The following is a 20,330-nucleotide window of genomic DNA, read 5'->3' as shown; positions in this document are numbered from 1 at the left end:
GCCCGGCTCTCAGGCCGTCGCCGGGCCGAACCAGGCGGTCAGGGCGGTGAGCAGGTCCTTCTGGGAGTCGCCGGCCCAGGCCACGTGGCCGTCCGGGCGGAGGAGGATCGCGGGGGCTTCCAGTTCCTCGCCGGTGTCGGCGACGTGGTCGACGCGGTCCGCCCAGCCCGTCGCCGAGAGCGTGCCGGTCCGGTCGAGCAGCAGGCCTCGGCCGGTGCGCGTGAGCTCGTACAGGCGACCCTGCTTCAGCTGCACGTCCCGCAGGCGGCGGCCGAGGAGCGGGTGGCCCTCACCCAGGTCGTAGCGGACGCCGAGCGCGGTGACCTTCTCCAGCAGGTACCGGTTCACCTCCTCGAAGTCCATCAGCTCCGCCACCAGCCGACGCACCGACCGGGCGCCCGGCTCCAGGGACATCAGCTCCATCTGCGCCCGCGTATTGTCCAGCACGTCGGCGGCCACCGGGTGCCGTTCGGCCTCGTAGGTGTCGAGGAGGCCCTCCGGCGCCCAGCCGGTGACCTCGGCCGCCAGCTTCCAGCCCAGGTTGAACGCGTCCTGGATGCCGAGGTTGAGGCCCTGCCCGCCGGCCGGCGGGTGGATGTGCGCCGCGTCGCCCGCCAGCAGTACCCGACCCACCCGGTAGCGCTCGGCCTGCCGGGTGGCATCGCCGAAGCGGGAGAGCCAGCGCGGCGAGTGCACGCCGAAGTCCGTGCCGGCGACCTCCCGCAGTCGCGCCTTGAACTGCTCGAAGGTCGGCGGGACCGCCCGGTCCTCGGAGACCCCCTCGGCGGGCACGACGACGCGGTACACCCCCTCCCCGAAGGGCACGACGCCGAACCGCTTCTGCGTCTTACGGACCTCGGTCATCACGGCGGCCAGTTCCTCCGGTGACGCGGTCAGCTCCATCTGGCCCAGCAGCGTCTCGACCTTGCTGGGCTCGCCCGGGAAGGCGACCCCGAGCAGCTTGCGTACGGTGCTGCGGCCACCGTCGCAGGCGACGAGGTAGCGCGAGCGCAGCCGGGTGCCGTCGGCGAGTTCGGCGGTCACACCGTCCTCGTCCTGGCTGAGCCCGACCAGTCGGCAGCCGCGCCGGATGTCCGCGCCGAGTTCGACGGCGCGCTCGGCCAGCAGGCGGTCGACGGTGGGCTGCGGGATGCCGAGGACGTACGGGTGGGTCGTGTCCAGCTGCGGCGCGGGCTTGTCGATACCGGCGAAGAACCCGCCGCCGAGCGGGTGCTGCCGGCCGAGCGGGAGGAACCGTTCCAGCAGACCGCGCTGGTCCATGACCTCGACGCTGCGCGCGTGCAGGCCGAGCGCGCGGACCACCTCGGTCGGCTCCGTGTCCCGCTCCAGCACGACAGCCTGTACGCCGTGCAGCCGCAGCTCCGCGGCCAGCATCAGACCGGTCGGTCCGGCGCCGACGACGATGACGTCCATCATGAGATCCCCCAAGAGCAATGGTGAACAACGGCCGGCCGGTACGTCGCTGTTGGCTCAGCGCTTCCCGACCGCACCTGCACACCTTATGTAGCCACTTTTTTGTGGGTACTTGGCGGTGGTCACCGGAGCGACGACCCTGGTGGAGGGCCGGGCGACGAGCGAGGTGGGAGGTGCGGCGGTGCGGATGCGTCAGGAGGCAGCCGAGCGGATCTCGGTGAGCTTCTCAAGGCGGCGATGTCCCCACTCGGAGAGGGGCGCGAGCGCCGTCGCGAGCTCCCCGCCGAACTCCGTCAGGGAGTACTCGGTCTTCAGCGGAAGCGTGTCGTACACCTGCCGGTGCACCAGCCCGTCGGTCTCCATCTCGCGCAGCGACTGAGTCAGGACCTTCTCACTGAGTCCGGGCAGGAGGCGGCGCAGCTCGCCCGGGCGGCGGGGGCCCGACTCCAGCAGCCAGAGCAGTGCCGTCTTCCACTTGCCGTCGATGACCGCGATCGCGGCGGTCACTCCACAGACCTCCGTGTCCTGGGCCCGACCTCGCGTCATCCCCGCCCCTTTTCCTACCGATCATCATTTATGTCTACGGGAGTTGAACCATGCCCTCACCCACCGAGCAGCCCTCCGTCACCGTACTCGGCCTCGGGCCGATGGGCCGGGCCCTGGCGGGCGCGTTTCTGGACGCCGGGGTCCGTACCACCGTCTGGAACCGGACGCCGGGCCGGGAACGGGAGTTGGTCGCGCGGGGCGCGATCGGCGCCGGGTCCGCCGAGGAGGCGGTCGCGGCGAGCGGGCTGACCGTGGTCTGCGTCGTGAACTACGACGCGTCGGACGCCGTTCTGCGGCGCGAGGCGGTCACCGGCGCGCTCAAGGGGCGGACGGTGGTCAACCTGACCGCCGACACCCCGGAGCGGGCGCGGTCCACGGCAGCCTGGGCGGCCGAGCACGGCGTCCGTTACCTGGACGGCGCGATCATGACCCCCACCTACACCATCGGGACCCCGGACGCGGTCTTCCTCCTCAGCGGCCCCGCGGAGCTCCACCGCGAACACCGCCCCGTACTGGAGGCGCTCGGTGGCACCCACACCCACCTCGGCGAGGACCCCGGCCGGGCGGCGGCGTACGACATCGCGCTGCTCGACATCTTCTGGACCGCCATGGCGGGGTACGCGCACGCCCTGGCGGTCGCGAAGGCGGAGGGGATCAGCGCGCGGGAGCTGGCGCCGTTCGCGGGGGGCATCGGCGCGATCCTGCCGCCGATCTTCGAGGCGAGCGGCGAGGACGTCGACAGTGGCACCTTCTCGGGCGAGGGCAACCCGCTGACCTCGGCGGCCTCGACCATGGCCCACATCGTCCACGCGTCGGACGCGCACGGCATCGACGCCGGCGTGATGCGCGCGGCCGAGGGCCTGGCCCGCCGGGCCATCGAGGAAGGCCACGGCGGCGACGGCTTCCTCCGGATCGCCGACCTCCTGGAGCGGGACAGGAAGCGAGGGTGACCCTGAGCGCCCGTGCGCGTGCCGCCCCCGCAAAGGCGGCCCGCGCGGGCGCGCCCCCTCACGTCGTCCGCCCGGCGGGCACGCCCCCAGGACGTCCGTTCGGTGGGCACGCCCAAGCCGTCCGTTCGATCGGCATGGCCCTCGGCATCGCGGTCCTCTCCACCCTGGCCGCCGCCCGCACCGAGTCCCTCACCGAGGCGGGGCGCCCCGCCGCCGAGGCCCTGACCAGCGGCTACCACCTCGCCTTCGGCGTCGGCGCCGGTCTCCTCGTCGCCGCCTTCGCGGTCGCCCTCACCGTCCCGCGGCAGCCGAAGCGCGATCGGCGCCACGGCGGGAAGCGGGCGACCGAGCGGGTCGCGGCGCCCGTCGCGTAAGGGCGACTCCGGCCAGGACGACCGCCATCCCGGCCACCACCCGGACCGTCAACGGCTCGCCGAGCACGAGGGCCCCGAGCGCCACCGACACCACCGGCAGCAGATAGCCGACGGTCGCGGCGCTCGTCGGGCCCTCCTCGGCGATCATGCGGTAGTTGAGGTGGAAGGTCAGCCCGGTCGCGAAGACCCCGAGGACGACGACCGCCACGATCCCGAGGGCACCGATCTCCGCCGCACCGCCGGCCATGGCGACCGGCGCGGGCGCGCTCAGGGCCGTCGCCGCCAGCAGCTGCGCCGCCGACAGGGCCAGGGGCGCGGTGCCCCCGCCGGTGAGTCGGCGGGCCATGTACGCGAAGGCCACCGCGTAGCTCGCCGAGGCGCCGAGCAGCAGCAGCGCGCCCCCGCTCAGCAGCCCCGCCTCCCCGCTCCACGGCGCGAAGATCACCAGGACTCCCGCGAAGCCGAGGACCAGGCCGACGAGCCGGGCGGCGGACAGGGGCCGCTCCGAGCCCAGGGCCACGCCGATGAGGAGGGACCAGAGCGGGGTGGTGGCGTTCAGGACGCCCGCGACGCCGCTGTCGACGGTCTGCTCGCCGACGCTGAAGAGCAGGAACGGCAGGGCGTTGCAGAAGAAGGCGGCGACGGCCAGGCGCCCCCAGGTCCGCCGGTCCCGGGGCAGCCGCTGCCCGGCCGCGTAGGCGAGCGCCAGCAGCACGCCCGCCCCGAGCAGGCACCGGAGGAAGGTGATCCACCCGGGCGTGAGGCCGTGGTCGAGGGCCAGCTTGATCCACAGGAAGCCGGAGCCCCAGAGCAGAGCCAGTACGCCCATCCGTATCGCGGAAGTCATGGCCTCCACGGTCCTCGCCGCCACTCGACAGGACAAGCGAAGAATCATGGACCCGGCGTTAAGCTGTGCTACATGCTGGACGTGAGACGCATGCAGGTGCTCCGGGCCGTCGTCACCAGCGGTTCCGTCACCGCGGCCGCCGCGCACCTCGGCTACACCCCCTCCGCCGTGAGCCAGCAGATCGCCGTCCTGGAGAAGGAGGCGGGCATCGCGCTGCTCGAACGGTTCGGCCGGGGCGTGCGGCCCACCGCAGCCGGGTTGCTGCTCACCGAGCACGCGGCCGTGATCGGCCGCCAGGTCGCCGAGGCCGAGACCGCGCTCGCCGATCTACGGGCCGGGCGCACCGGCCAGGTGTCCCTGCGGTACTTCGCCACGGCCGGCGCCGATCTCGTCGCTCCCGCCCTGGCCCGGTTCCGCTCCGAACACCCGGGCGTACGGGTGGAGCTGAGGATCGCCGAAGGCGCGCGGCCCGACCCGGAGGCCGATGTCACCCTGGTCGTACGGCCCCGGGGCGCACGGGCCGAGGACCGTCTCCGGCTGGTCCACCTCGCCGACGACCCGTACCGCGCCGTGCTCCCCAAGGGCCACCGGTTCGCCGACCGCCGGCTCGTCGACCTCGCCGAACTCGCCGACGAGCCGTGGGTGGGCAGCGAGCGCCCCGGCCCCTGCCTGGACGCCGTCCTGGAGGCGTGCGCGGCGGCCGGGTTCACGCCGGACATCGCGGTGGAGTGCGAGGAGTACGCGACCGCCCAGGGGTTCGTCGCGGCGGGCCTCGGGATCAGCCTGGTCCCGCTGACGGGCCTGGGCAGCCGCCATCCGAACGTGGTCGTCCGGCGGCTCCGGTCCCCGGAACCGGTCCGTTCGATCCACGCGGCGGTACGGGAGTCCTCACTCGCCCTGCCCGCCGTACGGGGCCTCCTGACGGCGCTTCAGGAGGCCTGGGGGTCCTGATCCGCCGCCGCTACGAAGCGGCCGGGCGCCTCGCGCCACATCGCCCACAGCGTGGGCCCGCCCCCGGGAAGCTCCAGCTCCTCGCGCACGGTGAAGCCGAAGTGCTGGTAGAAGGCCAGGTTGTCGGGCTTGGAGGACTCCAGGTAGGCGGGCATCCCCGCCGCGTCGGCCTGGGCCAGGCCCGAGCGGAGCAGGGCGGCCCCGTGCCCCTGGCCCTGGGCGGCCGGGTCGGCGCCGATCAGGGCGAGGTACCAGTGCGGCTCCTGGGGCGTGTGCTTGCCGGCCTCCTCCACGGCGGCCCCGAACAACGGCGCCCGGTCGCCCAGGATGCTCGTGAGCTCCGCGATGGTCTCCGCGTCGGGAACGGCCTTGGCCGCCGCCTCCGGCGGCACCCAGAAGGAGACCGCCGACGCGGTGCGCTCGCACAGCGCGTGGTGGACGTACTGCCGGGTGAAGAGCGTCGTGAAGTAGCGGCCGAGCGAGGCCTCGCGCGAGGCGTCGTCGGGGAAGAACCAGCGCATCATGGGGTCGCCGTCGAAGGCGCGGGTCAGGGTGCGGCCGACGAGGGGTGCGTCGTCGATCGTTGCCGTCTGCGGGGTGTTCGTCATCGACATACGGGTCATTCTGCACGTTGATGATCTTGAAGCCCGGGCGGGGTCCGCCCAGCCCGAAGGCCCGACCCGTCCGGCGAACTGAGCGGTCGTCAGGCGCCGGCACGCCCTGGACGCCGCTCGCGCAGCCCGCTCACCGGGACCCCTCCCCGTCCACCAGCAGCGCGACCCCGTCGAGGATCCGCGCGAGGCCGAAGCGGAACTCGTAGTCCGGCTCGTCGGCCTGCTCCATCACGCCGGCTTCCAGCATGCGCGCGACGGCCGGGTAGCGCTCGGGGTCGGCGAGGCGGCGGAGGGTGTGGCCGTAACGGGAGAGCACCTCCTCGGGGCTCTCGCCGCTCGCGCCGACGACGGCCCCGATGTCGGCCATCATCAGCGCCTCGTTCCGGATGAACCCGCCGACCAGCATGACCACCGAGACCTTGGTGCCCTCGTCGAGGCCGGTGCCCTCCAGGGCGACCATGACCCGCTCCCACCAGGCGACGGTGTTCGGCGTAGCGGGCGGCCCCGTGAGCGGCATGCGGAGCGTCCAGAGGTTGCGGTGGTAGACCTCGCGCAGCTCCCAGGCCCAGGCCTCCACCGCCTCGCGCCAGCCCGTCCCGGGCAGCGGGGTGTCGGGCGGCGGGCCCGTGGCGGCGTCCAGCATGAGGACGTACAGCTCGCTCTTCGCGCCGACGTAGCGGTAGAGGGACATGGTCGAGACGCCGAGTTCCTTGGCGATCCGCCCCATCGAGAGCGCGTCGATCCCCTCCGCCGAGGCGACGGCGACGCCGGTCGCCACGATCCGGTCGAGGGTGAGGCCGGGCCTGGGCCCCTTGGAGGGGCGCTCCCGCAGCCCCCAGGCGGCCTCGATGCTCGCGGGCAGGAAGCTCCCGCCACCCTCGCTCTTGCCGTCCGCCACCGCATTCACCCTTCGCCGCTTGACGGCCATCCTAGTAATGCGTAACCCTTACACAGTAACGCGTAAGGCATACGCAGTACGCGCGGACCTCCCGAACCGAGGAGCACAGCCATGTCTCCCGCCGTCGAAGCCACCGGCCTCCGCAAGGCCTACGGCACCGTCCCCGTCCTCGACTCCCTCGACCTCCGGGTCGACGAAGGCACCGTCTTCGCCCTGCTCGGCCCCAACGGCGCCGGCAAGACCACCACCGTCCGCATCCTCGCCACCCTCACCACCCCGGACGCCGGGCACGCGCGCGTGGCCGGGTACGACATCGCCGCCCAGCGGTCCCGGGTGCGCCGCGCCATCAGCCTCACCGGCCAGTTCGCCGCCGTCGACGAGATGCAGACCGGCGCCGAGAACCTCCGCATGATGGCCCGGCTCTCCGGCCTCTCCCGCCCGGCCGCCGACCGGCGCGCCACCGAACTCCTGGAGCGCTTCGGCCTCTCCGACGCGGGCCGGCGCCTCGCCAAGACGTACTCCGGCGGCATGCGCCGCCGGCTCGACCTCGCCGCCGGCCTGGTCCGCGACCCCGGCGAGACCTCGGTGATCTTCCTCGACGAGCCGACCACCGGCCTCGACCCGCGCAGCCGCAAGGAGCTCTGGGAGATCGTCCGCGCCCTCTCCGACAGCGGTACGACGGTCTTCCTCACCACGCAGTACCTGGAGGAGGCCGACCGGCTCGCCGACCGCATCGCCGTCATGGACTCCGGCCGCGTCGTCGCCGAGGGCACCGCGCAGGCGCTCAAGGCCCGCTTCGCCGACCACCGCCTCGACCTCGTCCTACGCAGCCAGGACGCCTACCTCCGGCTCGCGGACCGGGCCGTCCACCACGAGCCCGAGACCCTCACCCTCGGCGTCGCCACCGACGGCAGCGCCGCCCAGGTCCGGGCCCTCCTCGACGAACTCGACCCGGACCGCGCCGACATCGTCCGCTTCGACCTGCGCACCGCGACGCTCGACGACGTCTTCCTCACGCTCACCGACAAGCACGCCGAGAAGCTCGCCGACAAGGAGTCCGTCCGTGTCTGACGCCCTCACCATGACCGGCCGCGGGCTCCGCCTCGGCCGCCGCAACATCGACGCCGTCATCACGTCGATGATGCTGCCGATCATCCTGATGCTCGTCTTCGTCTACTTCTTCGGCGGAGCCATCGACACCGGCACCCGCTACGTGACGTACGTCGTCCCCGGCGTCCTCATCCTCTGCTCCGGCTTCGGCTCCGCCGGTACGGCCGTCGGCGTCAGCGAGGACATGAAGGGCGGGATCATCGACCGGTTCCGCTCGCTCGACATCGGCGGTACGCCGATCCTCGCCGGCCATGTCGGCGCCAGCGTCGCCCGCAACCTGGTCGCCACCGTGCTCGTCTTCGGCGTGGCCTTCGTCATCGGCTTCCGGCCCACCGCGACCCCGCTCGGCTGGCTCGCCGCGCTCGGGCTGCTCGTCGCGTTCATCACCGCGATCTCCTGGTTCGCGGCGGCGCTCGGACTGCTCACCCGCACCCCCGAAGCGGCGGGCGGGGTCACCTTCTTCATGATGTTCCTGCCCTACCCGAGCAGCGCGTTCGTCCCCATCGAGACCATGCCGAGCTGGCTCCACGGCTTCGCCGAGCACCAGCCCGTCACCCCGCTCATCGAGTCGATGCGCGGGCTGCTGCTCGACCAGCCGGTAGGCAACACGCCCTGGATCGCGCTCGCATGGTGCGCCGGGATCCTCGCGGTCGCGGTCACCGCGTCCGGAGCCCTGTTCCGGCTCCGGACGAAGTGACCCGCGACGGCGCGGCTCAGAATATGTCCGGGCACCACGGCCGGCGCGAGGCCCGCAGCAGCACGTCCGCGCGGACGGCCGCACCCGCCCTCAGCTCCTCGACCCGACCCAGCTCCGCGAGCCGTACGACCGACTCGTCACCGAGCGAGAGCGTGCCCAACTCGGCGATGTCCAGGGCGAGATCGGCGGACTCGGTGGTACGGGTGCACTCGGCGCCCTCCGGAGAGGCGTCGAGCCGGTAGCGCCCGCCGGCCAGTCCGGCGGCGTCCCGCAGCTCCAGGACGAGGCTGCCGGAACTCGCGTACGTACGCCCCTGAAGGACCTTGGCGACGTCCAGGACCCTGATCCACAGCATGTCGGCGTGGCTGACCACCCTGGCGGCGCGCGGGTCGGGCAGGAGCAGCGGGAGGACGTCGTCCGGTGCGCGATAGCCGGAGCGGACCGTGGTCACCCAGTCCAGGGAGCACATGTACCGCCACAGAGCCCGCTCGGCGGCCGGGGTGCAGGCGATCAGGTCGTGGACGGAGGCGGTGTTGATCGGCTGCTTGCCGTCGCCCCACTTGTCGTCCGAGCGGTACGCGACGTACCCCTGGACGTCGCCGGACGCGGAGCGGTACACCGCGTAGAAGGGCTCGGTCCAGGGCTCGGTCTGGTAGCCGACGCCGGTGCCGCGCTCCCAGCCCTGGGTGTCGCGGTTCGGGACACCGGCCCGCACGCGGGCCATGCGGCGGTGCACCTCGGGGCCGACCTTGCGGATCTCGGCGCCGTCGGAGAGCTCGATCGAGCCGCCGTCCTCGGGCTGCCCGGTGCGGCGCGGGTCGAGCCCGGCGCGGGTGACGTCGACGGACCACTCGGTGGTCCAGGCGGCGGGGCCGAAGCCGTACCGCCCGTAGATCGGGTACTCGGCGGCGATGAGCGAGGCCACGGCGTCGCCCCGCTCCTTCGCGGCGGCGAGGTCCTCCGCCATCACCCGGCTGAGCACACCGCGCCTGCGGTGGGAGGGCGAGACGGTCACCTGGCTGACGGCGTCGGCGACGAGCGAGCCGCCGCCGACGGTCGACAGCTCCTGCGTGAAGGTACGGAAGGTGGCGACGACCCGGCCCCGGTCGAAGACCCCGAGCGTCCGGGACAGGTCGAAGTACGGTCGCCGCTGCGCGACCTCGTCGTCGGTGAGGACGGGGGGCCGGAGGAACCCGGTCCTGACCGCGCGCAGCCAGTCACCCAACTCGGACTCGCCCACGGGGCGCACCTCAAGAGTCATACGAACGAGGCTATGGCGCCCACCCGGCCGCCCGCACCCCGGTTTTCCGTGGGCCGGCCGGGACTTGGGCCGGGGCTCGGACCCCTGCGGCCGCAAAGGCGCCGGTCACGCCGGCGGCGGCCGCAGGCGCGCCGTCGACCCGGGCGGCCGCAGGCGCGGGCGCGCCGCTCAAACCGGTCGCGGATGCGGGCGCCGACGCGTTCACGCCAGCAGGTCGTCGACCTGGGCCTCGCCCTCGCGGTAGCGGCGGGTGATCTCCGCGCTGCAGTCGTCGGCCGTCCGCTGGAGCTCCTGCCGGCGGCGCGAGACCTGCTGCTCGTACCCCGCCAGGCGGCCCATCGCCGCGTGCAACTCGTCGTCCGTGCGCGCCCCGAGGTCGGACAGCTCGACCTCCGAGAGCATCTCCGCCGCGAGCCGCCGGTACTCCTCGCTCCGGGGCGTCGACAGCGTCACGTGCCGCGCCGACGAACCCCGCCGCGACGGCACGTCGGCGAGGATCTCCGACAGCCGGTCCAGGACCGGCGACTCCGGATCCGTCCGCCGGGCCAGCTCCGCCCGCAGGATGTCGATGCGGCCCTGCAGCATCCGCCGTACGTAGCTGAGGTCCGCCTCGTCGCCCTGCGCGTCACGCCGCAGCGCGCGCAGCTCCGGCAGCCGCAGCGCGGCCATGTCCGGCCGCGGCCGCGCCGGCAGCGCGGGCTCGACCGTCCGCTGCACGGGCGGACGTACGCCCACTCCGGAACCGAATCGGGCCGGCGTCTGCCCGGCGCCAGGTGCACTCATGTGAATCGTCCCCTCGACCGGCGCGGAGCCGCACCGCCTGACACGCATGGTGCCACTCCTGCCTGTGCGCGTGCAGGCGCTCTGCACCCGTTCAGCCCCTATGCGTCGTTCTGTAGGTTGGTCTGTATGCGTGCAGTGGTGCAGAGGGTGGACGGCGCGAGCGTCGTCGTCGCAGGCGAGACGGTCGGCGAGATCGTGGGCGAAGGACTGTGTGTGCTGGTGGGAGTGACCCACGACGACACGCCGGAGAAGGCGGCGCAGCTTGCCCGAAAGCTCTGGTCCGTCCGGATTCTGGAGGGCGAGAAATCCTGTTCGGACATCAATGCGCCCTTGCTGGTGATTTCGCAGTTCACCCTCTACGGGGACGCCCGTAAGGGCCGCAGGCCCACGTGGAACGCCGCCGCGCCCGGACCGGTCGCCGAGCCCCTCGTCGACGAGGTCGTCGCGCGGCTGCGGGAGCTGGGGGCACACGTGGAGACGGGCCGGTTCGGAGCGAGCATGCGCGTCTCGCTCACGAACAACGGCCCGTTCACGGTACTCGTCGAGGTGTAGGGCACACCGAGGGCCCGCAGGGGCCTACGGCTCGACGACCGTCTCCTGCGCGGCGGCGGTCTCCCCGGCCATCAGCTCCGCGTCCACCGGCACGTTCCGCTTCACCATCGCCAGGGCGATCGGCCCCAGCTCGTGGTGGCGCCCGGAGGTGGTGATGAAGCCGAGCTGGCGCCCCTCGGCGCCGTCGGCCGCGAGCCGGAGCGGAGTGCCGTGGCCCGGCAGGTGCACCTCGCTGCCGTCCAGGTGCAGGAAGACCAGGCGGCGCGGCGGCTTCCCCAGGTTGTGGACGCGCGCGACGGTCTCCTGGCCGCGGTAGCAGCCCTTCTGCAGGTGCACCGCGCTGCCGATCCAGCCCAGCTCGTGCGGGATGGTCCGGTGGTCGGTCTCGAAGCCGAGCCGCGGCCGGTGCGCCTCGATCCGCAGCGCCTCGTACGCGAGGATCCCGGCGGCCGGCCCGTGCGTGGCCGCGAAGGACTCCAGGTCCCCACGCGGCAGGAACAGGTCACGGCCGTGCGGGGTCTCACGTACGACCACGCCCTGCGGCACCTCGGCGATGGAGCCGGCCGGCAGATGGACGACGGCGACGTCCTCCGTACGGTCGGCGACCTCGACCCGGTAGAAGAACTTCATCGACTCCAGATAGGCGATCAGCTCCTCCCGCGTGCCGGGCTCCACATGCGCCCAGACCGTCTCGCCGTCGTCGACGAGGTACAGCGCGTGCTCGATGTGACCGTTCGCGGAGAGGATCAGCGCCTCGGTGGCCTGGCCCACCGGCAGATCGCTGACGTGCTGGGTGAGCAGCAGATGCAGCCAGCTCAGCCGGTCGTCGCCGGAGACGGCGACGACACCGCGGTGCGAGAGGTCGACGAAACCGTCACCGGCCGCGAGGGCGCGCTGCTCGCGGAACAGATCGCCGTAGTGCGCGGCGACGCCTTCGTCACGGCCTTCGGCGGGGACGGCGCCGGGCAGGGACAGCAGAGGGCTCTTCATGCCGTAAAGCCTACGACTGCGTACCGGCGTCCTTGTTCGAACAGTCCCGGCAACGGCCGAAGATCGCGAAATGCTTCATGTCCGTGTCGAAGCCGAACGTCTCCCGGAGCTTCCCCGTGAACTCGGCGGCGATCTCGACGTCCGCCTCGATCACCTCCGTACAGTCCCGGCACACCAGGTGCAGATGGTGGTGCCGGTCGGCGAGGTGGTACGTCGGAGCGCCGTGCCCGAGGTGGGCGTGGGAGACGAGCCCGAGCTCCTCCAGGAGCTCCAGGGTCCGGTAGACGGTGGAGATGTTCACGCCGGAGGCCGTCTTGCGGACCTCGCCCAGGATGTCGTCGGGCGTCGCGTGCTCCAGGGTGTCCACGGCCTCCAGGACAAGCTGACGCTGGGGCGTCAGCCGGTAGCCGCGCTGCCGCAGGTCGCTCTTCCAGTCGGTGCTCACCACGCCCCCCAGTGTAGGAGGGCGTGGCGGAATACCGAGGGTCTACTTGAAGAAGGCGATGCCGTCGTCCGGCAGGTCACCGAGGTTGCGCGCCATCTCGGCGACCTCCTCGGGCGTGACGACCTTCTTCAGGTGCGCCGACATGTACGGGCGCAGCGGGACCTCGGGGGTCGACTTCTCGCCCACCCACATCAGGTCGCCCTTGACGTAGCCGTAGAGCCGCTTGCCACCGCTGTAGGCGCCGGAGGCGGCCGTACGGGCGACGGCGTCGGTCACCAGGTCGATCTGCGGCTTCTTGTCGGCGAGCTCGCCGTACCAGATCTCGACGATGCCCTGGTCGCGGACCATGACGGTCTCGACCTTGCGGTCCTTGTCGATCCGCCAGTAGCCGCTCTCGCTCTCCAGCGGACGGACCTGGTTGCCGTCGTTGTCGAGGACCCAGGAGTGCGAGTGGTACTCGATGAAGTCGCGACCGTCGTGGCTGAAGGTCACGGACTGACCGAAGTTGCACTTCTCCGCACCGGGGAAGTCGGCCACGCCCGCGCCTTCCCACGTTCCGAGGAGGAACGCGAGGGGGACGAGCTCCGGGTTGAGGTCGGACGGGATCTCGATCATGAGCAGCTCTGTCGTTCCGTAGACGTCGAGGTGATTAGCGCTGGCCCTGGTACAGCTTCTTCACGGCCAGACCGGTGAACGCGAGCACGGCGACACAGACCAGGGCCAGGAGGACTTCGAAGAAGATGATCACGGGTGCTCCTCGGATGAGCGTGAAGGCAGAACGGGCCGGACCCCAGCTTAGTCTGCGGGGGCACAGCCCGTTCTGTGAGGTTCTCCTCCCGCCGCGGACGGCGGCGCCGGTCAGCCCAGGAGCTGGTTCTGCAGGGCGACGGTCTGCTGGAACGGCACGGCGAGGGCCTCGCCCTTACGGGTCTGGGTGACCACGGCGACGGTGTCACCGGCCTGGATGTAGGCCCAGCGGGTCTGGTCGGCGTTCTGCGGCAGCTCGACGAAGACGTACGGGACGGTGTACGGCACCCGGATGTCGCTCGGGAACTCGCCGTCGATCTGGACCCCCTCGACCCCGTCGAGGAGCGGGCCGTCGACGGCGCCGGCCTTCAGGGCGTCGTCCTTGAAGGTCTCCGCGAAGGCCACCGAGTTGAACCGGAGCAGGTGGATCCGGGTCGTCGTGCCGTCCGGCATGGTCCAGCCCCGGGCCGCGACGTGCCGCAGCGCGGACTCGGCGAGCGGTTCGGACAGATCGCTCCGGTCGTCCTCCCGGTACTGCGACAGGAACTGGTCGACGCCGACCCAGCCGCCGTTCAGCTTCGGGTCGAGCGTGGCTCCGGCCGGGGCGGGCAGCAGCAGTTTGCGCAGGTCGGCGTGGTGGACCTCGCCGGTGTTGGCCTCGGTGAAGGGCCTCGGCACACCCTCGGGGAGGGCCGGGAGGCTGATCTTCGGGTACGCCCAGCGGCCGTCACTCTCGGTCGCGAGACCGGGCACGTCGGTGCGCTCCATGGCGGTGATCCCGAGCGCGGTCCCGGTCCCGATGCCGCCGAACACGAGCACGGCGGCGGTCCAGCGGGCGACGGCCCGGACGAGCGGCTTGCGGGAGGGCCTGGAGACGTCAGGCGACTGGGGCTGCTCGCCGGGGACCTCGACGGCAGGGGCGGGAGGGGTGCCGGGCTCGGTGCGGGTCTCGCTCTCGGCCGGCTCGGCGACGACGACGGGGGCGGCCTCTGGAACGGCCTCGGGAACGGCCTCGGGAACGGCCTCGGCTTCCGTCGGCTCAGGAACGGCCTCGGCCTCCGTCGGCTCGGGAACGGCCTCGGCCTCCGTCGGCTCGGGGGCGGCCGCGGCCGGAGCGGCCTCCGGCTCCGTCTGCTGCTCGGTCGTCATACGTACTCCCCCGGGGACTTGATGTGGTCCAGCTGCTTCTTGACCAGCTCGGCGACCTTCGCCTGGCTGAAGGGCTTGGCACCCGCGACGGCGACGGTGACGGAGACCTCGTCGTCGTACGCCGTGCAGGTCATCTCCTCCAGCTGCTTGGCCTTCTCGTCCTTCTTCAGGTCCTCGTCCTGCGGAAGCATGAAGCAGACGGCGTTCTTGTGGCCGGCGATCTTCGGCCCCTTGGGGAACTCGAGGAGCTCGAACAGCTTCTTGCTCAACTCGAAGGCGCTACGGATCTCCTTCTTGTCCTTCATCTGCGTGATGTTGATGTACACGACCGTGCTGCCGTTCTCCGCGGCGAAGGAGCGCACGGCGATGCCCTTGAGCCCGAGCTTGTCGACGTCCTTCTCGTACTCGCGGCGCTTCTTGCCGGAGAGCCCCTTGCCCTCCTGCTTCAGCAGCGCGCGGGCCTCCTGCTCGCCCAGCTCGTCGTCGTTGCCGTAGGACTCGACGTCGGGCCCGAGCACGTACCCCTCGGGCACCGGCAGCAGCAGCTTGCTGAGCGGCGTCGAGGCCTTGCCGCGGGTCACGCTCAGCTCGGCGGGGTCGTCCTGCTCCGCCGTCATGTCCGGCGCTTCCCAGGTGATCGTCTCCGCGCTGCGGTCGGCGGAGTCGACCGTGACGGCGGTGTACGTGACGCCGCCGCCGAGCGCCCCGAGGACGAGGACGGAGGGCAGGGCGACGGTCAGCAGCCTGCGCGCACGACGCGGCTTCGGCGGCTCGGCCGACGGCTCGGCGACGGGCTCGGTCACCGTGCCCTTTTCCTCGGTCACGGTGTCCATTTCCTCGCTCACAGGCGCCCCAGCTGCTTCTCGGCCAGGGAGCTGATGTCCTTGGCGGAGATCTTCCTGGTGTCGTTGATGAAGATCGCGACCATGATGTCGCCGCGGTGGAAGTACGCCCGGGCCTCGTACGAGTCCATGTACCCGGGCTCGCGGTCCACCGGGAAGACGTAGTAGTGGCCGTTGGCGGAGCCCTTGATCGGCTCGCCGTCGGAGCGCGCGAATTCCTTGTCGGGCATGTAGTCCATCTGCCCCTCGGCGTGGTCCTGCGCGCCGAGCTGATCACTGTCGCGGTACTGGACGAGAACGATCGAGGTCGTGCGGTACTTGCCGGTCTGCCAGGACGTGGCGGCGATGCGGCGGACGCCCATGCCCAGCTGGTTGCTCAGCGCGCCGCCGGGGTTCTTGAAGTCCCTGGCGTACTCGGGCACGGTCAACCAGCCGTCGCCGAAACCGAACTCCTTCGAGCCGGCCGGCTTCGGCACCAGCAGCTTGCGGAGGTCGCCGTCCGTCTTGACCCTGCGGTCCTCGGAGGCGGGCAGCGCCACGGGCTTCTGCCCCTTGGGCAGGGGCTTGGGGTAGGCGAGACCCGGCTGGTTCAGGGCGGGCAGCGGAGTCGGCTCACGCTCGGCCTGCACGCCGTAGCCCACGGCGGTGCCGCCGACGAGGCCGAGTACGGCGGCGACGGCGATCAGGCCGACGGTCCGCATGGTGCGACGCCGACGCGGCGCGTCGACGCTTCCTTCTATGGCTTCCAAAGGGTCCCCCCACGAGACCTGAAGCACGGATTCCGTAACCCGCGCACATCGCTGACACGTGAGGGGTGCATGAGGTTGCAGTGGTCCGCATTACAGTTCGGTATATGGCGAAGAAGCTCGTGATCAAGGTGACCGCCGGGGCCGACGCCCCCGAACGCTGCTCCCAGGCCTTCACCGTGGCGGCGGTCGCCGTCGCCAGCGGGGTCGAGGTCTCGCTCTGGCTGACCGGCGAGTCCTCGTGGTTCGCGCTCCCGGGCCGCGCGGCCGAGTTCGAACTCCCGCACGCGGCCCCGCTCCCGGACCTCATCGACTCGATCCTGGCGGCCGGCCGCATCACCCTCTGCACCCAGTGCGCGGCCCGGCGCGAGATCACGGAGAAGGACGTCCTGAACGGCGTACGCATCGCGGGCGCCCAGGTCTTCGTCCAAGAGGCCATGACGCCCGACACCCAGGCCCTCGTCTACTGACCCCTACTGCTCCTCGCGCCGCTTCTTCCCGTCGAGCTCGTCCCACCACTGGTCGGACTCCGGATCCCCGGACGGATCGTCCCACCAGCGATCCTCCGGGCCCCGCCGGTTGGCGATCATCGCGGCGATCGGCGGGATGACCATGGCGACGACGCACATGCCGATGGCCACGGGCATCGAGAAGAGCCGCACGACGCCCCAGGCACCGACGAAGAGCACGATGCAGGCGCCCATCATCCAGAAGTAGGCGTGCCGCCGACGCGCGTACATACGTCCAGGTTATGCCCGGACAGACCGAAGGGCCGTGCCTCAAGTCCCGGATGGCGTCCAACCGCTCCTCACACGCCGAACGCGAGAGGATCCTGCACCAAGGCCCCCACGCCGACGGGCCGCTCCGAACGGTCCTGAGAAGCCTGGCCCGCAGACGCAGTCCGTTGGCGGAGCGCATCATGTACGCCGTCCTCCGGACGATCAACGAGCCTCAATGCGGGGACAGAATCTGGATTCCTGCACTGCACGGGCGGGCGATGGGTCTCCGTATCAGCCCGGCCGCGCGCAACCCGCGCACACCCAGCCGCTTCCGTCTTCTCGCGGGATACGGACTTCTCTGCCCTGCGCCGCGCGCCCAGCCCCTGGCCGCGCCTCCCGATCACGACGGCCGAAGCCTCATGCCGGGACGTCTTCACACGCGTCGTACTCGTACTCCGCAACCAATGCTGCGCGCCCCAACGGCTCGAATACGCCGGATCCACCACGATCACAGCCAGCCCCGCGCGGTGCGCCATCACCACAAGACGGGACATGAACCGAGCGACCGGCATCCCCGCGATCAGCGCACGCACACGCCGTCCCGAGCGCCCCGTCCAGCCGCACTGCTCCCGCCCCGTCTCGAAGCCGAGATCCTCGATCACGAGAGCTGTCGCCCCACACGACCGGGCCGCCCGAATCAGAGCGCTGCACGCGTGCCGCACCTGCGCGTCGCGCCGCGAAGTCGAACCTCTGAAGTCGACATCGACCCGACCAGGACGACCCACCGGATTCCCATGGACATCCAGACGCCACACAGCCAAATGGTCGGCGTTCTGGTCCACCCCCAGCACTCCACCGGCCAGAGCCGCGCGCATCAACGCCGATTCGTCCCCACCCTCCGGCAGCACCCCCCGCGCCGCGGTGAACGACGCCGTCAGGTAGCACCGGCCCCGCTCGAACCGGATCACGTACCCCACGGCACGGTCGGCCGCCACATGCGAACGCCACTCGGCATCCCGATATGCGAAGACGCACCGAGCATCCAGCCGGTACCGGCCGAAGCGGTCGCAGTGCCCCCGATGACGCTCGGCCAGCGCCACCGGCAGCTTCACAAGGACGCCCCCATCGGGCCCGACGCACAGCGACTGGTTCCCGTACGTCTTACCGGCCTCGCCGTCGGCCTCAATGCGCGTCCGCGCCTCCCACCAGCGCTCCCGCCAGTCATCGACGGACCATCTCGACAGGTCGAGATGGAGACGACTGCGCAGAAGATCCTTGCCGCCACGCACGACGTGCACCCGCCCGGCGGCAGCGTTCCGGGAAACCTGGGCAGCACGCGCCCGCAACGCCTGCAGGCGCCGCTGCTTGGCCGCCCGGACCGCCTGCGTGGCATAGCCCTTGACGCGAGATCCCGGATCCCGCGTACCGACCGGCACGGCCAGTCGAGCCTCGATCACCGCGATCTCCGCACGAAGGCCTTTGAGATGGTCCGCCTGCGCCCGCCGGGCCAACTGCCACTGCTCGTTCGACCTGCGGGTGATCGTCCCGGCCCAGCGCGACGAGGTGAGCGCCGTCAACTCGCGCTTGCGCCGAGCGAAGTCGGCATTCGAATGCCGACTTCCCAGAGCCACACGCTCGGCCAGATCACGGGCCGCGAGCCGGGACAGGTACTCCGCCAGCTCACGGAGAATCAGCGCGTCGCGTGCCGAGAGTCGCAGGCGGGTCCGCACGGTGATCGCCCCCGTCGGGGAGGCCAACCGAGGCGGGGTCAGCACGCGCAACCCCGATGCCGAACGCCCGGCCATGCCCCACCCCCGCTCACCAGCCCGTCGAACATGTCAACGAGCCGCGCGGGCAAAGGCCACACGCCCGGCCGAATCCTCGTACGAAGGAGGACAGACCAAAGGGCCGCACCTCAGCTTCAGGAAGCGTCCAACCCCCAGAAAAGGTGCGGCCCTTCGGCCGGTAGGTGAGGCTTCATGCCGCGCCGAATCCGGCGGCCGGAGGCCGGCGCAGCGGCTCGAAGCCCGTGAGGCGCCCCCGGCGCCGAGTGGCGCGAGGGGCGCGTCAGGAGGTCAGACCGCGATGGCGACCTCGGCGAGGCCGCCCTGCTGGGCCACGACCTGGCGGTCGGCGGTGCCGCCGGGAACCAGGGCGCGGACGGTCCAGGTGCCTTCGGCCGCGTAGAAGCGGAACTGGCCGGTGGCGGAGGTTGGGACCTCGGCCGTGAACTCGCCGGTCGAGTCCAGAAGGCGGACGTAACCGGTGACGGGCTCGCCGTCCTTGGTCACGAAGCCCTGGATGGTGGTCTCACCGGGCTTGATCGTCGAGGCGTCGGGGCCGCCGGGCTGTGCTCCACACATGTCTGTCGTCCTGTCCTTGGGTCCGTGCGTCCGGGTGGTCTTACTTGTTGGCGCCGAGCTCGATCGGCACGCCCACGAGGGAGCCGTACTCGGTCCACGAGCCGTCGTAGTTCTTGACGTTCTCGACGCCGAGCAGCTCGTGCAGCACGAACCAGGTCAGCGCGGAGCGCTCACCGATGCGGCAGTAGGCGATGGTGTCCTTCGCCAGGTCGACCTGCTCGGCCTCGTAGAGGGCCTTGAGCTCGTCGTCCGACTTGAAGGTGCCGTCGTCGTTGGCGTTCTTCGACCACGGGATGTTGCGGGCGCTCGGCACGTGGCCGGGACGCTGCGACTGCTCCTGCGGGAGGTGGGCCGGGGCGAGCAGCTTGCCGCTGAACTCGTCGGGGGAGCGGACGTCGACCAGGTTCTGGGCGCCGATCGCGGCAACGACGTCGTCACGGAAGGCACGGATGGAGGTGTCCTGCGCCTTGGCCTTGTACTCGGTGGCCGGGCGGACCGGGACCTCGGCCACGAGGTCGCGGGAGTCGAGCTCCCACTTCTTGCGGCCGCCGTCGAGGAGCTTCACGTCCTGGTGGCCGTAGAGCTTGAAGTACCAGTAGGCGTAGGAGGCGAACCAGTTGTTGTTGCCGCCGTAGAGGACGACCGTGGTGTCGTTCGCGATGCCCTTCGCCGAGAGGAGCTTCTCGAAGCCCTCCTGGTCGATGAAGTCACGGCGGACCGGGTCCTGCAGGTCCTTGGTCCAGTCGATCCGGATCGCGTTGCGGATGTGGTTCTTCTCGTACGCCGAGGTGTCCTCGTCGACCTCGACGACGGCGACCTGCGGGTTGTCGAGGTTCGCCTCGACCCAGTCGGCGTCTACCAGGACGTCGCTGCGGCTCATGCTGTTTCTCCTCCGGGGCAGTGTTCGGCGGTGTGGTGCGGTTCTGCGGGTGTCACGCAGGGTGGTGCGGGTACGCGTCGTTGCTGCGTACGGTCTCCACGCGGGTGGCCCCGACCGGAGGTCGAAGGGCCTGAGGAATACGGGACTCGGTGGTCCCGCTCAGACAGAGCGACAGAGCATGGCGGCGATGCGGCACAGGTCTACTGCCCGCCGCTTCGTGAGATCCGCCTGTCGCTTCATGCCCACGATCGTAGGGACGGACAGGCGGCCGTGTCACCGGTGTGTCGTATTTTGAGACGCGATCGTCCGAGATGTGGGACGTGATCACGGGGAGAGGGTGTCCCGCCGGGGCGGGAGCACGGGCGATGGGGCGGTGTTTCTAAGGGGCGGACGGGGGTGTCTCAGCATGTGGCCGAGAGAGGGGGGCGAGCC

General features: G+C 71.5%; 24 protein-coding genes. 7 read left to right on the top strand and 17 right to left on the bottom strand.

Translation table 11 applies throughout. The features are described 5' to 3' along the window. Window positions 1-9 precede the first annotated feature (9 nt). Together rox and ACWF79_RS02680 are read right to left on the bottom strand one after the other, a co-directional pair. Window positions 10-1,437: a rifampin monooxygenase gene (rox, locus tag ACWF79_RS02685; protein WP_453726234.1), complete on the bottom strand. Its 1,428-nt coding sequence runs from the start codon at window positions 1,435-1,437 to the stop codon at window positions 10-12. A 189-nt stretch (window positions 1,438-1,626) separates the two neighbouring features. Further along, a complete protein-coding gene (locus tag ACWF79_RS02680; protein ID WP_453726233.1) occupies window positions 1,627-1,980 on the bottom strand; it encodes a winged helix-turn-helix transcriptional regulator in 354 nt (117 codons plus the stop codon). A gap of 50 nt (window positions 1,981-2,030) precedes the next feature. Between ACWF79_RS02680 and ACWF79_RS02675 the strand changes: the two genes are divergently transcribed. Together ACWF79_RS02675 and ACWF79_RS02670 are read left to right on the top strand one after the other, a co-directional pair. Next, on the top strand, window positions 2,031-2,930 hold the full coding sequence (locus ACWF79_RS02675; RefSeq protein WP_453726232.1) for an NAD(P)-dependent oxidoreductase: 900 nt from the start codon (window positions 2,031-2,033) through the stop codon (window positions 2,928-2,930). After that, the gene (locus ACWF79_RS02670) at window positions 2,927-3,304 is read left to right on the top strand and encodes a hypothetical protein (protein WP_453726231.1); all 378 of its coding nucleotides are present in this window, start codon (window positions 2,927-2,929) and stop codon (window positions 3,302-3,304) included. The genes ACWF79_RS02675 and ACWF79_RS02670 overlap by 4 nt, the downstream gene beginning before the upstream one ends. On the opposite strand, the gene ACWF79_RS02665 is transcribed toward ACWF79_RS02670, so the two are convergent. Then, window positions 3,222-4,151 carry a DMT family transporter gene (locus ACWF79_RS02665; protein ID WP_453726230.1) on the bottom strand — a complete coding sequence of 310 codons (930 nt, stop codon included), beginning with the start codon at window positions 4,149-4,151 and terminating at the stop codon, window positions 3,222-3,224. The genes ACWF79_RS02670 and ACWF79_RS02665 overlap by 83 nt on opposite strands. Window positions 4,152-4,223: 72 nt before the next feature. Here ACWF79_RS02665 and ACWF79_RS02660 point away from each other — a divergent pair, with 72 nt between their 5' ends. Continuing rightward, entirely contained in the window at window positions 4,224-5,102 is an 879-nt protein-coding gene (locus ACWF79_RS02660; protein ID WP_453726229.1) for a LysR family transcriptional regulator, read from the top strand. On the opposite strand, the gene ACWF79_RS02655 is transcribed toward ACWF79_RS02660, so the two are convergent. Further along, window positions 5,081-5,725 carry a GNAT family N-acetyltransferase gene (locus ACWF79_RS02655; protein WP_453726228.1) on the bottom strand — a complete coding sequence of 215 codons (645 nt, stop codon included), beginning with the start codon at window positions 5,723-5,725 and terminating at the stop codon, window positions 5,081-5,083. The genes ACWF79_RS02660 and ACWF79_RS02655 overlap by 22 nt on opposite strands. A gap of 121 nt (window positions 5,726-5,846) precedes the next feature. Continuing rightward, the gene (locus tag ACWF79_RS02650) at window positions 5,847-6,614 is read right to left on the bottom strand and encodes a TetR/AcrR family transcriptional regulator (RefSeq protein ID WP_453726227.1); all 768 of its coding nucleotides are present in this window, start codon (window positions 6,612-6,614) and stop codon (window positions 5,847-5,849) included. Between the two features lie 111 nt (window positions 6,615-6,725). On the opposite strand from ACWF79_RS02650, the gene ACWF79_RS02645 reads away from it, so the two are divergent. Together ACWF79_RS02645 and ACWF79_RS02640 are read left to right on the top strand one after the other, a co-directional pair. After that, window positions 6,726-7,685, top strand: coding sequence for an ATP-binding cassette domain-containing protein (locus ACWF79_RS02645; protein ID WP_453726226.1), 960 nt, complete (start codon window positions 6,726-6,728; stop codon window positions 7,683-7,685). A gap of 10 nt (window positions 7,686-7,695) precedes the next feature. Next, complete coding sequence (locus ACWF79_RS02640; RefSeq protein WP_453726577.1) at window positions 7,696-8,421, top strand: ABC transporter permease; 726 nt, start codon at window positions 7,696-7,698, stop codon at window positions 8,419-8,421. 16 nt (window positions 8,422-8,437) lie between these two features. On the opposite strand, the gene ACWF79_RS02635 is transcribed toward ACWF79_RS02640, so the two are convergent. Both ACWF79_RS02635 and ACWF79_RS02630 read right to left on the bottom strand, forming a co-directional pair. Continuing rightward, window positions 8,438-9,682, bottom strand: a complete 1,245-nt coding sequence (locus tag ACWF79_RS02635) for a GNAT family N-acetyltransferase (RefSeq protein WP_453726225.1) — start codon at window positions 9,680-9,682, stop codon at window positions 8,438-8,440. A gap of 201 nt (window positions 9,683-9,883) precedes the next feature. Continuing rightward, window positions 9,884-10,465 (bottom strand): RsiG family protein, encoded by a 582-nt coding sequence (locus tag ACWF79_RS02630; RefSeq protein WP_453726224.1) that lies wholly within the window; start codon window positions 10,463-10,465, stop codon window positions 9,884-9,886. A 126-nt stretch (window positions 10,466-10,591) separates the two neighbouring features. On the opposite strand from ACWF79_RS02630, the gene dtd reads away from it, so the two are divergent. Then, complete coding sequence (gene dtd / locus ACWF79_RS02625; protein ID WP_453726223.1) at window positions 10,592-11,017, top strand: D-aminoacyl-tRNA deacylase; 426 nt, start codon at window positions 10,592-10,594, stop codon at window positions 11,015-11,017. A gap of 24 nt (window positions 11,018-11,041) precedes the next feature. Here the strand turns inward: dtd and ygfZ are convergent, their stop codons facing one another. The 6 genes from ygfZ to ACWF79_RS02595 all read right to left on the bottom strand — a co-directional run bounded on the left by ygfZ (window position 11,042) and on the right by ACWF79_RS02595 (window position 15,891). After that, window positions 11,042-12,007 (bottom strand): CAF17-like 4Fe-4S cluster assembly/insertion protein YgfZ, encoded by a 966-nt coding sequence (gene ygfZ / locus ACWF79_RS02620; protein ID WP_453726222.1) that lies wholly within the window; start codon window positions 12,005-12,007, stop codon window positions 11,042-11,044. Window positions 12,008-12,017: 10 nt separating this feature from the next. Further along, a complete protein-coding gene (locus ACWF79_RS02615; protein WP_453726221.1) occupies window positions 12,018-12,455 on the bottom strand; it encodes a Fur family transcriptional regulator in 438 nt (145 codons plus the stop codon). 39 nt (window positions 12,456-12,494) lie between these two features. Continuing rightward, a complete protein-coding gene (locus tag ACWF79_RS02610; RefSeq protein WP_453726220.1) occupies window positions 12,495-13,067 on the bottom strand; it encodes an FABP family protein in 573 nt (190 codons plus the stop codon). Between the two features lie 243 nt (window positions 13,068-13,310). Beyond that, entirely contained in the window at window positions 13,311-14,348 is a 1,038-nt protein-coding gene (locus ACWF79_RS02605) for a hypothetical protein (RefSeq protein ID WP_453726219.1), read from the bottom strand. Continuing rightward, a complete protein-coding gene (locus tag ACWF79_RS02600) occupies window positions 14,345-15,181 on the bottom strand; it encodes a hypothetical protein (RefSeq protein WP_453726576.1) in 837 nt (278 codons plus the stop codon). Before ACWF79_RS02600 ends, ACWF79_RS02605 begins: the two co-directional genes overlap by 4 nt. Before the next feature lie 8 nt (window positions 15,182-15,189). Then, window positions 15,190-15,891, bottom strand: coding sequence for a hypothetical protein (locus ACWF79_RS02595; protein WP_453726218.1), 702 nt, complete (start codon window positions 15,889-15,891; stop codon window positions 15,190-15,192). Window positions 15,892-16,043: 152 nt separating this feature from the next. Here ACWF79_RS02595 and ACWF79_RS02590 point away from each other — a divergent pair, with 152 nt between their 5' ends. Beyond that, on the top strand, window positions 16,044-16,406 hold the full coding sequence (locus tag ACWF79_RS02590; protein WP_453726217.1) for a DsrE family protein: 363 nt from the start codon (window positions 16,044-16,046) through the stop codon (window positions 16,404-16,406). A gap of 3 nt (window positions 16,407-16,409) precedes the next feature. Here ACWF79_RS02590 and ACWF79_RS02585 read toward each other — a convergent pair whose 3' ends face one another. From ACWF79_RS02585 to ACWF79_RS02570, 4 genes are all read right to left on the bottom strand, one after another. Then, on the bottom strand, window positions 16,410-16,676 hold the full coding sequence (locus ACWF79_RS02585) for a DUF3099 domain-containing protein (RefSeq protein ID WP_453726216.1): 267 nt from the start codon (window positions 16,674-16,676) through the stop codon (window positions 16,410-16,412). Between the two features lie 68 nt (window positions 16,677-16,744). Then, entirely contained in the window at window positions 16,745-18,385 is a 1,641-nt protein-coding gene (locus ACWF79_RS02580; protein ID WP_453726215.1) for an IS200/IS605 family accessory protein TnpB-related protein, read from the bottom strand. A gap of 345 nt (window positions 18,386-18,730) precedes the next feature. Next, window positions 18,731-19,018 carry a DUF1416 domain-containing protein gene (locus ACWF79_RS02575; RefSeq protein WP_356607213.1) on the bottom strand — a complete coding sequence of 96 codons (288 nt, stop codon included), beginning with the start codon at window positions 19,016-19,018 and terminating at the stop codon, window positions 18,731-18,733. 40 nt (window positions 19,019-19,058) lie between these two features. After that, on the bottom strand, window positions 19,059-19,898 hold the full coding sequence (locus tag ACWF79_RS02570) for a sulfurtransferase (protein WP_453726214.1): 840 nt from the start codon (window positions 19,896-19,898) through the stop codon (window positions 19,059-19,061). Between the last annotated feature and the right edge of the window lie 432 nt (window positions 19,899-20,330).

It is taken from the genome of Streptomyces sp. NPDC054975 (assembly GCF_053609105.1).
The sequence above is the reverse complement of the archived record's forward strand: the minus strand, read 5'-3'. Positions and strand labels throughout refer to the sequence as shown.

Excerpts from the sequence above, each read along its gene's own strand:
- ACWF79_RS02655 (WP_453726228.1), bottom strand. The coding sequence starts at position 5,725 with ATGACCCGTATGTCGATGACGAACACCCCGCAGACGGCAACGATCGAC.
- ACWF79_RS02635 (WP_453726225.1), bottom strand. The coding sequence starts at position 9,682 with ATGACTCTTGAGGTGCGCCCCGTGGGCGAGTCCGAGTTGGGTGACTGG.
- ACWF79_RS02600 (WP_453726576.1), bottom strand. The coding sequence starts at position 15,181 with ATGGACACCGTGACCGAGGAAAAGGGCACGGTGACCGAGCCCGTCGCC.
- ACWF79_RS02585 (WP_453726216.1), bottom strand. The coding sequence starts at position 16,676 with ATGTACGCGCGTCGGCGGCACGCCTACTTCTGGATGATGGGCGCCTGC.
- ACWF79_RS02570 (WP_453726214.1), bottom strand. The coding sequence starts at position 19,898 with ATGAGCCGCAGCGACGTCCTGGTAGACGCCGACTGGGTCGAGGCGAAC.
- ACWF79_RS02645 (WP_453726226.1), top strand. The coding sequence starts at position 6,726 with ATGTCTCCCGCCGTCGAAGCCACCGGCCTCCGCAAGGCCTACGGCACC.
- ACWF79_RS02665 (WP_453726230.1), bottom strand. The coding sequence starts at position 4,151 with ATGACTTCCGCGATACGGATGGGCGTACTGGCTCTGCTCTGGGGCTCC.
- ACWF79_RS02595 (WP_453726218.1), bottom strand. The coding sequence starts at position 15,891 with ATGCGGACCGTCGGCCTGATCGCCGTCGCCGCCGTACTCGGCCTCGTC.
- ACWF79_RS02675 (WP_453726232.1), top strand. The coding sequence starts at position 2,031 with ATGCCCTCACCCACCGAGCAGCCCTCCGTCACCGTACTCGGCCTCGGG.
- ACWF79_RS02630 (WP_453726224.1), bottom strand. The coding sequence starts at position 10,465 with ATGAGTGCACCTGGCGCCGGGCAGACGCCGGCCCGATTCGGTTCCGGA.
- dtd (WP_453726223.1), top strand. The coding sequence starts at position 10,592 with ATGCGTGCAGTGGTGCAGAGGGTGGACGGCGCGAGCGTCGTCGTCGCA.
- ACWF79_RS02660 (WP_453726229.1), top strand. The coding sequence starts at position 4,224 with ATGCTGGACGTGAGACGCATGCAGGTGCTCCGGGCCGTCGTCACCAGC.
- ygfZ (WP_453726222.1), bottom strand. The coding sequence starts at position 12,007 with ATGAAGAGCCCTCTGCTGTCCCTGCCCGGCGCCGTCCCCGCCGAAGGC.
- rox (WP_453726234.1), bottom strand. The coding sequence starts at position 1,437 with ATGATGGACGTCATCGTCGTCGGCGCCGGACCGACCGGTCTGATGCTG.
- ACWF79_RS02610 (WP_453726220.1), bottom strand. The coding sequence starts at position 13,067 with ATGATCGAGATCCCGTCCGACCTCAACCCGGAGCTCGTCCCCCTCGCG.
- ACWF79_RS02575 (WP_356607213.1), bottom strand. The coding sequence starts at position 19,018 with ATGTGTGGAGCACAGCCCGGCGGCCCCGACGCCTCGACGATCAAGCCC.
- ACWF79_RS02640 (WP_453726577.1), top strand. The coding sequence starts at position 7,696 with ATGACCGGCCGCGGGCTCCGCCTCGGCCGCCGCAACATCGACGCCGTC.
- ACWF79_RS02590 (WP_453726217.1), top strand. The coding sequence starts at position 16,044 with ATGGCGAAGAAGCTCGTGATCAAGGTGACCGCCGGGGCCGACGCCCCC.
- ACWF79_RS02680 (WP_453726233.1), bottom strand. The coding sequence starts at position 1,980 with ATGACGCGAGGTCGGGCCCAGGACACGGAGGTCTGTGGAGTGACCGCC.
- ACWF79_RS02605 (WP_453726219.1), bottom strand. The coding sequence starts at position 14,348 with ATGACGACCGAGCAGCAGACGGAGCCGGAGGCCGCTCCGGCCGCGGCC.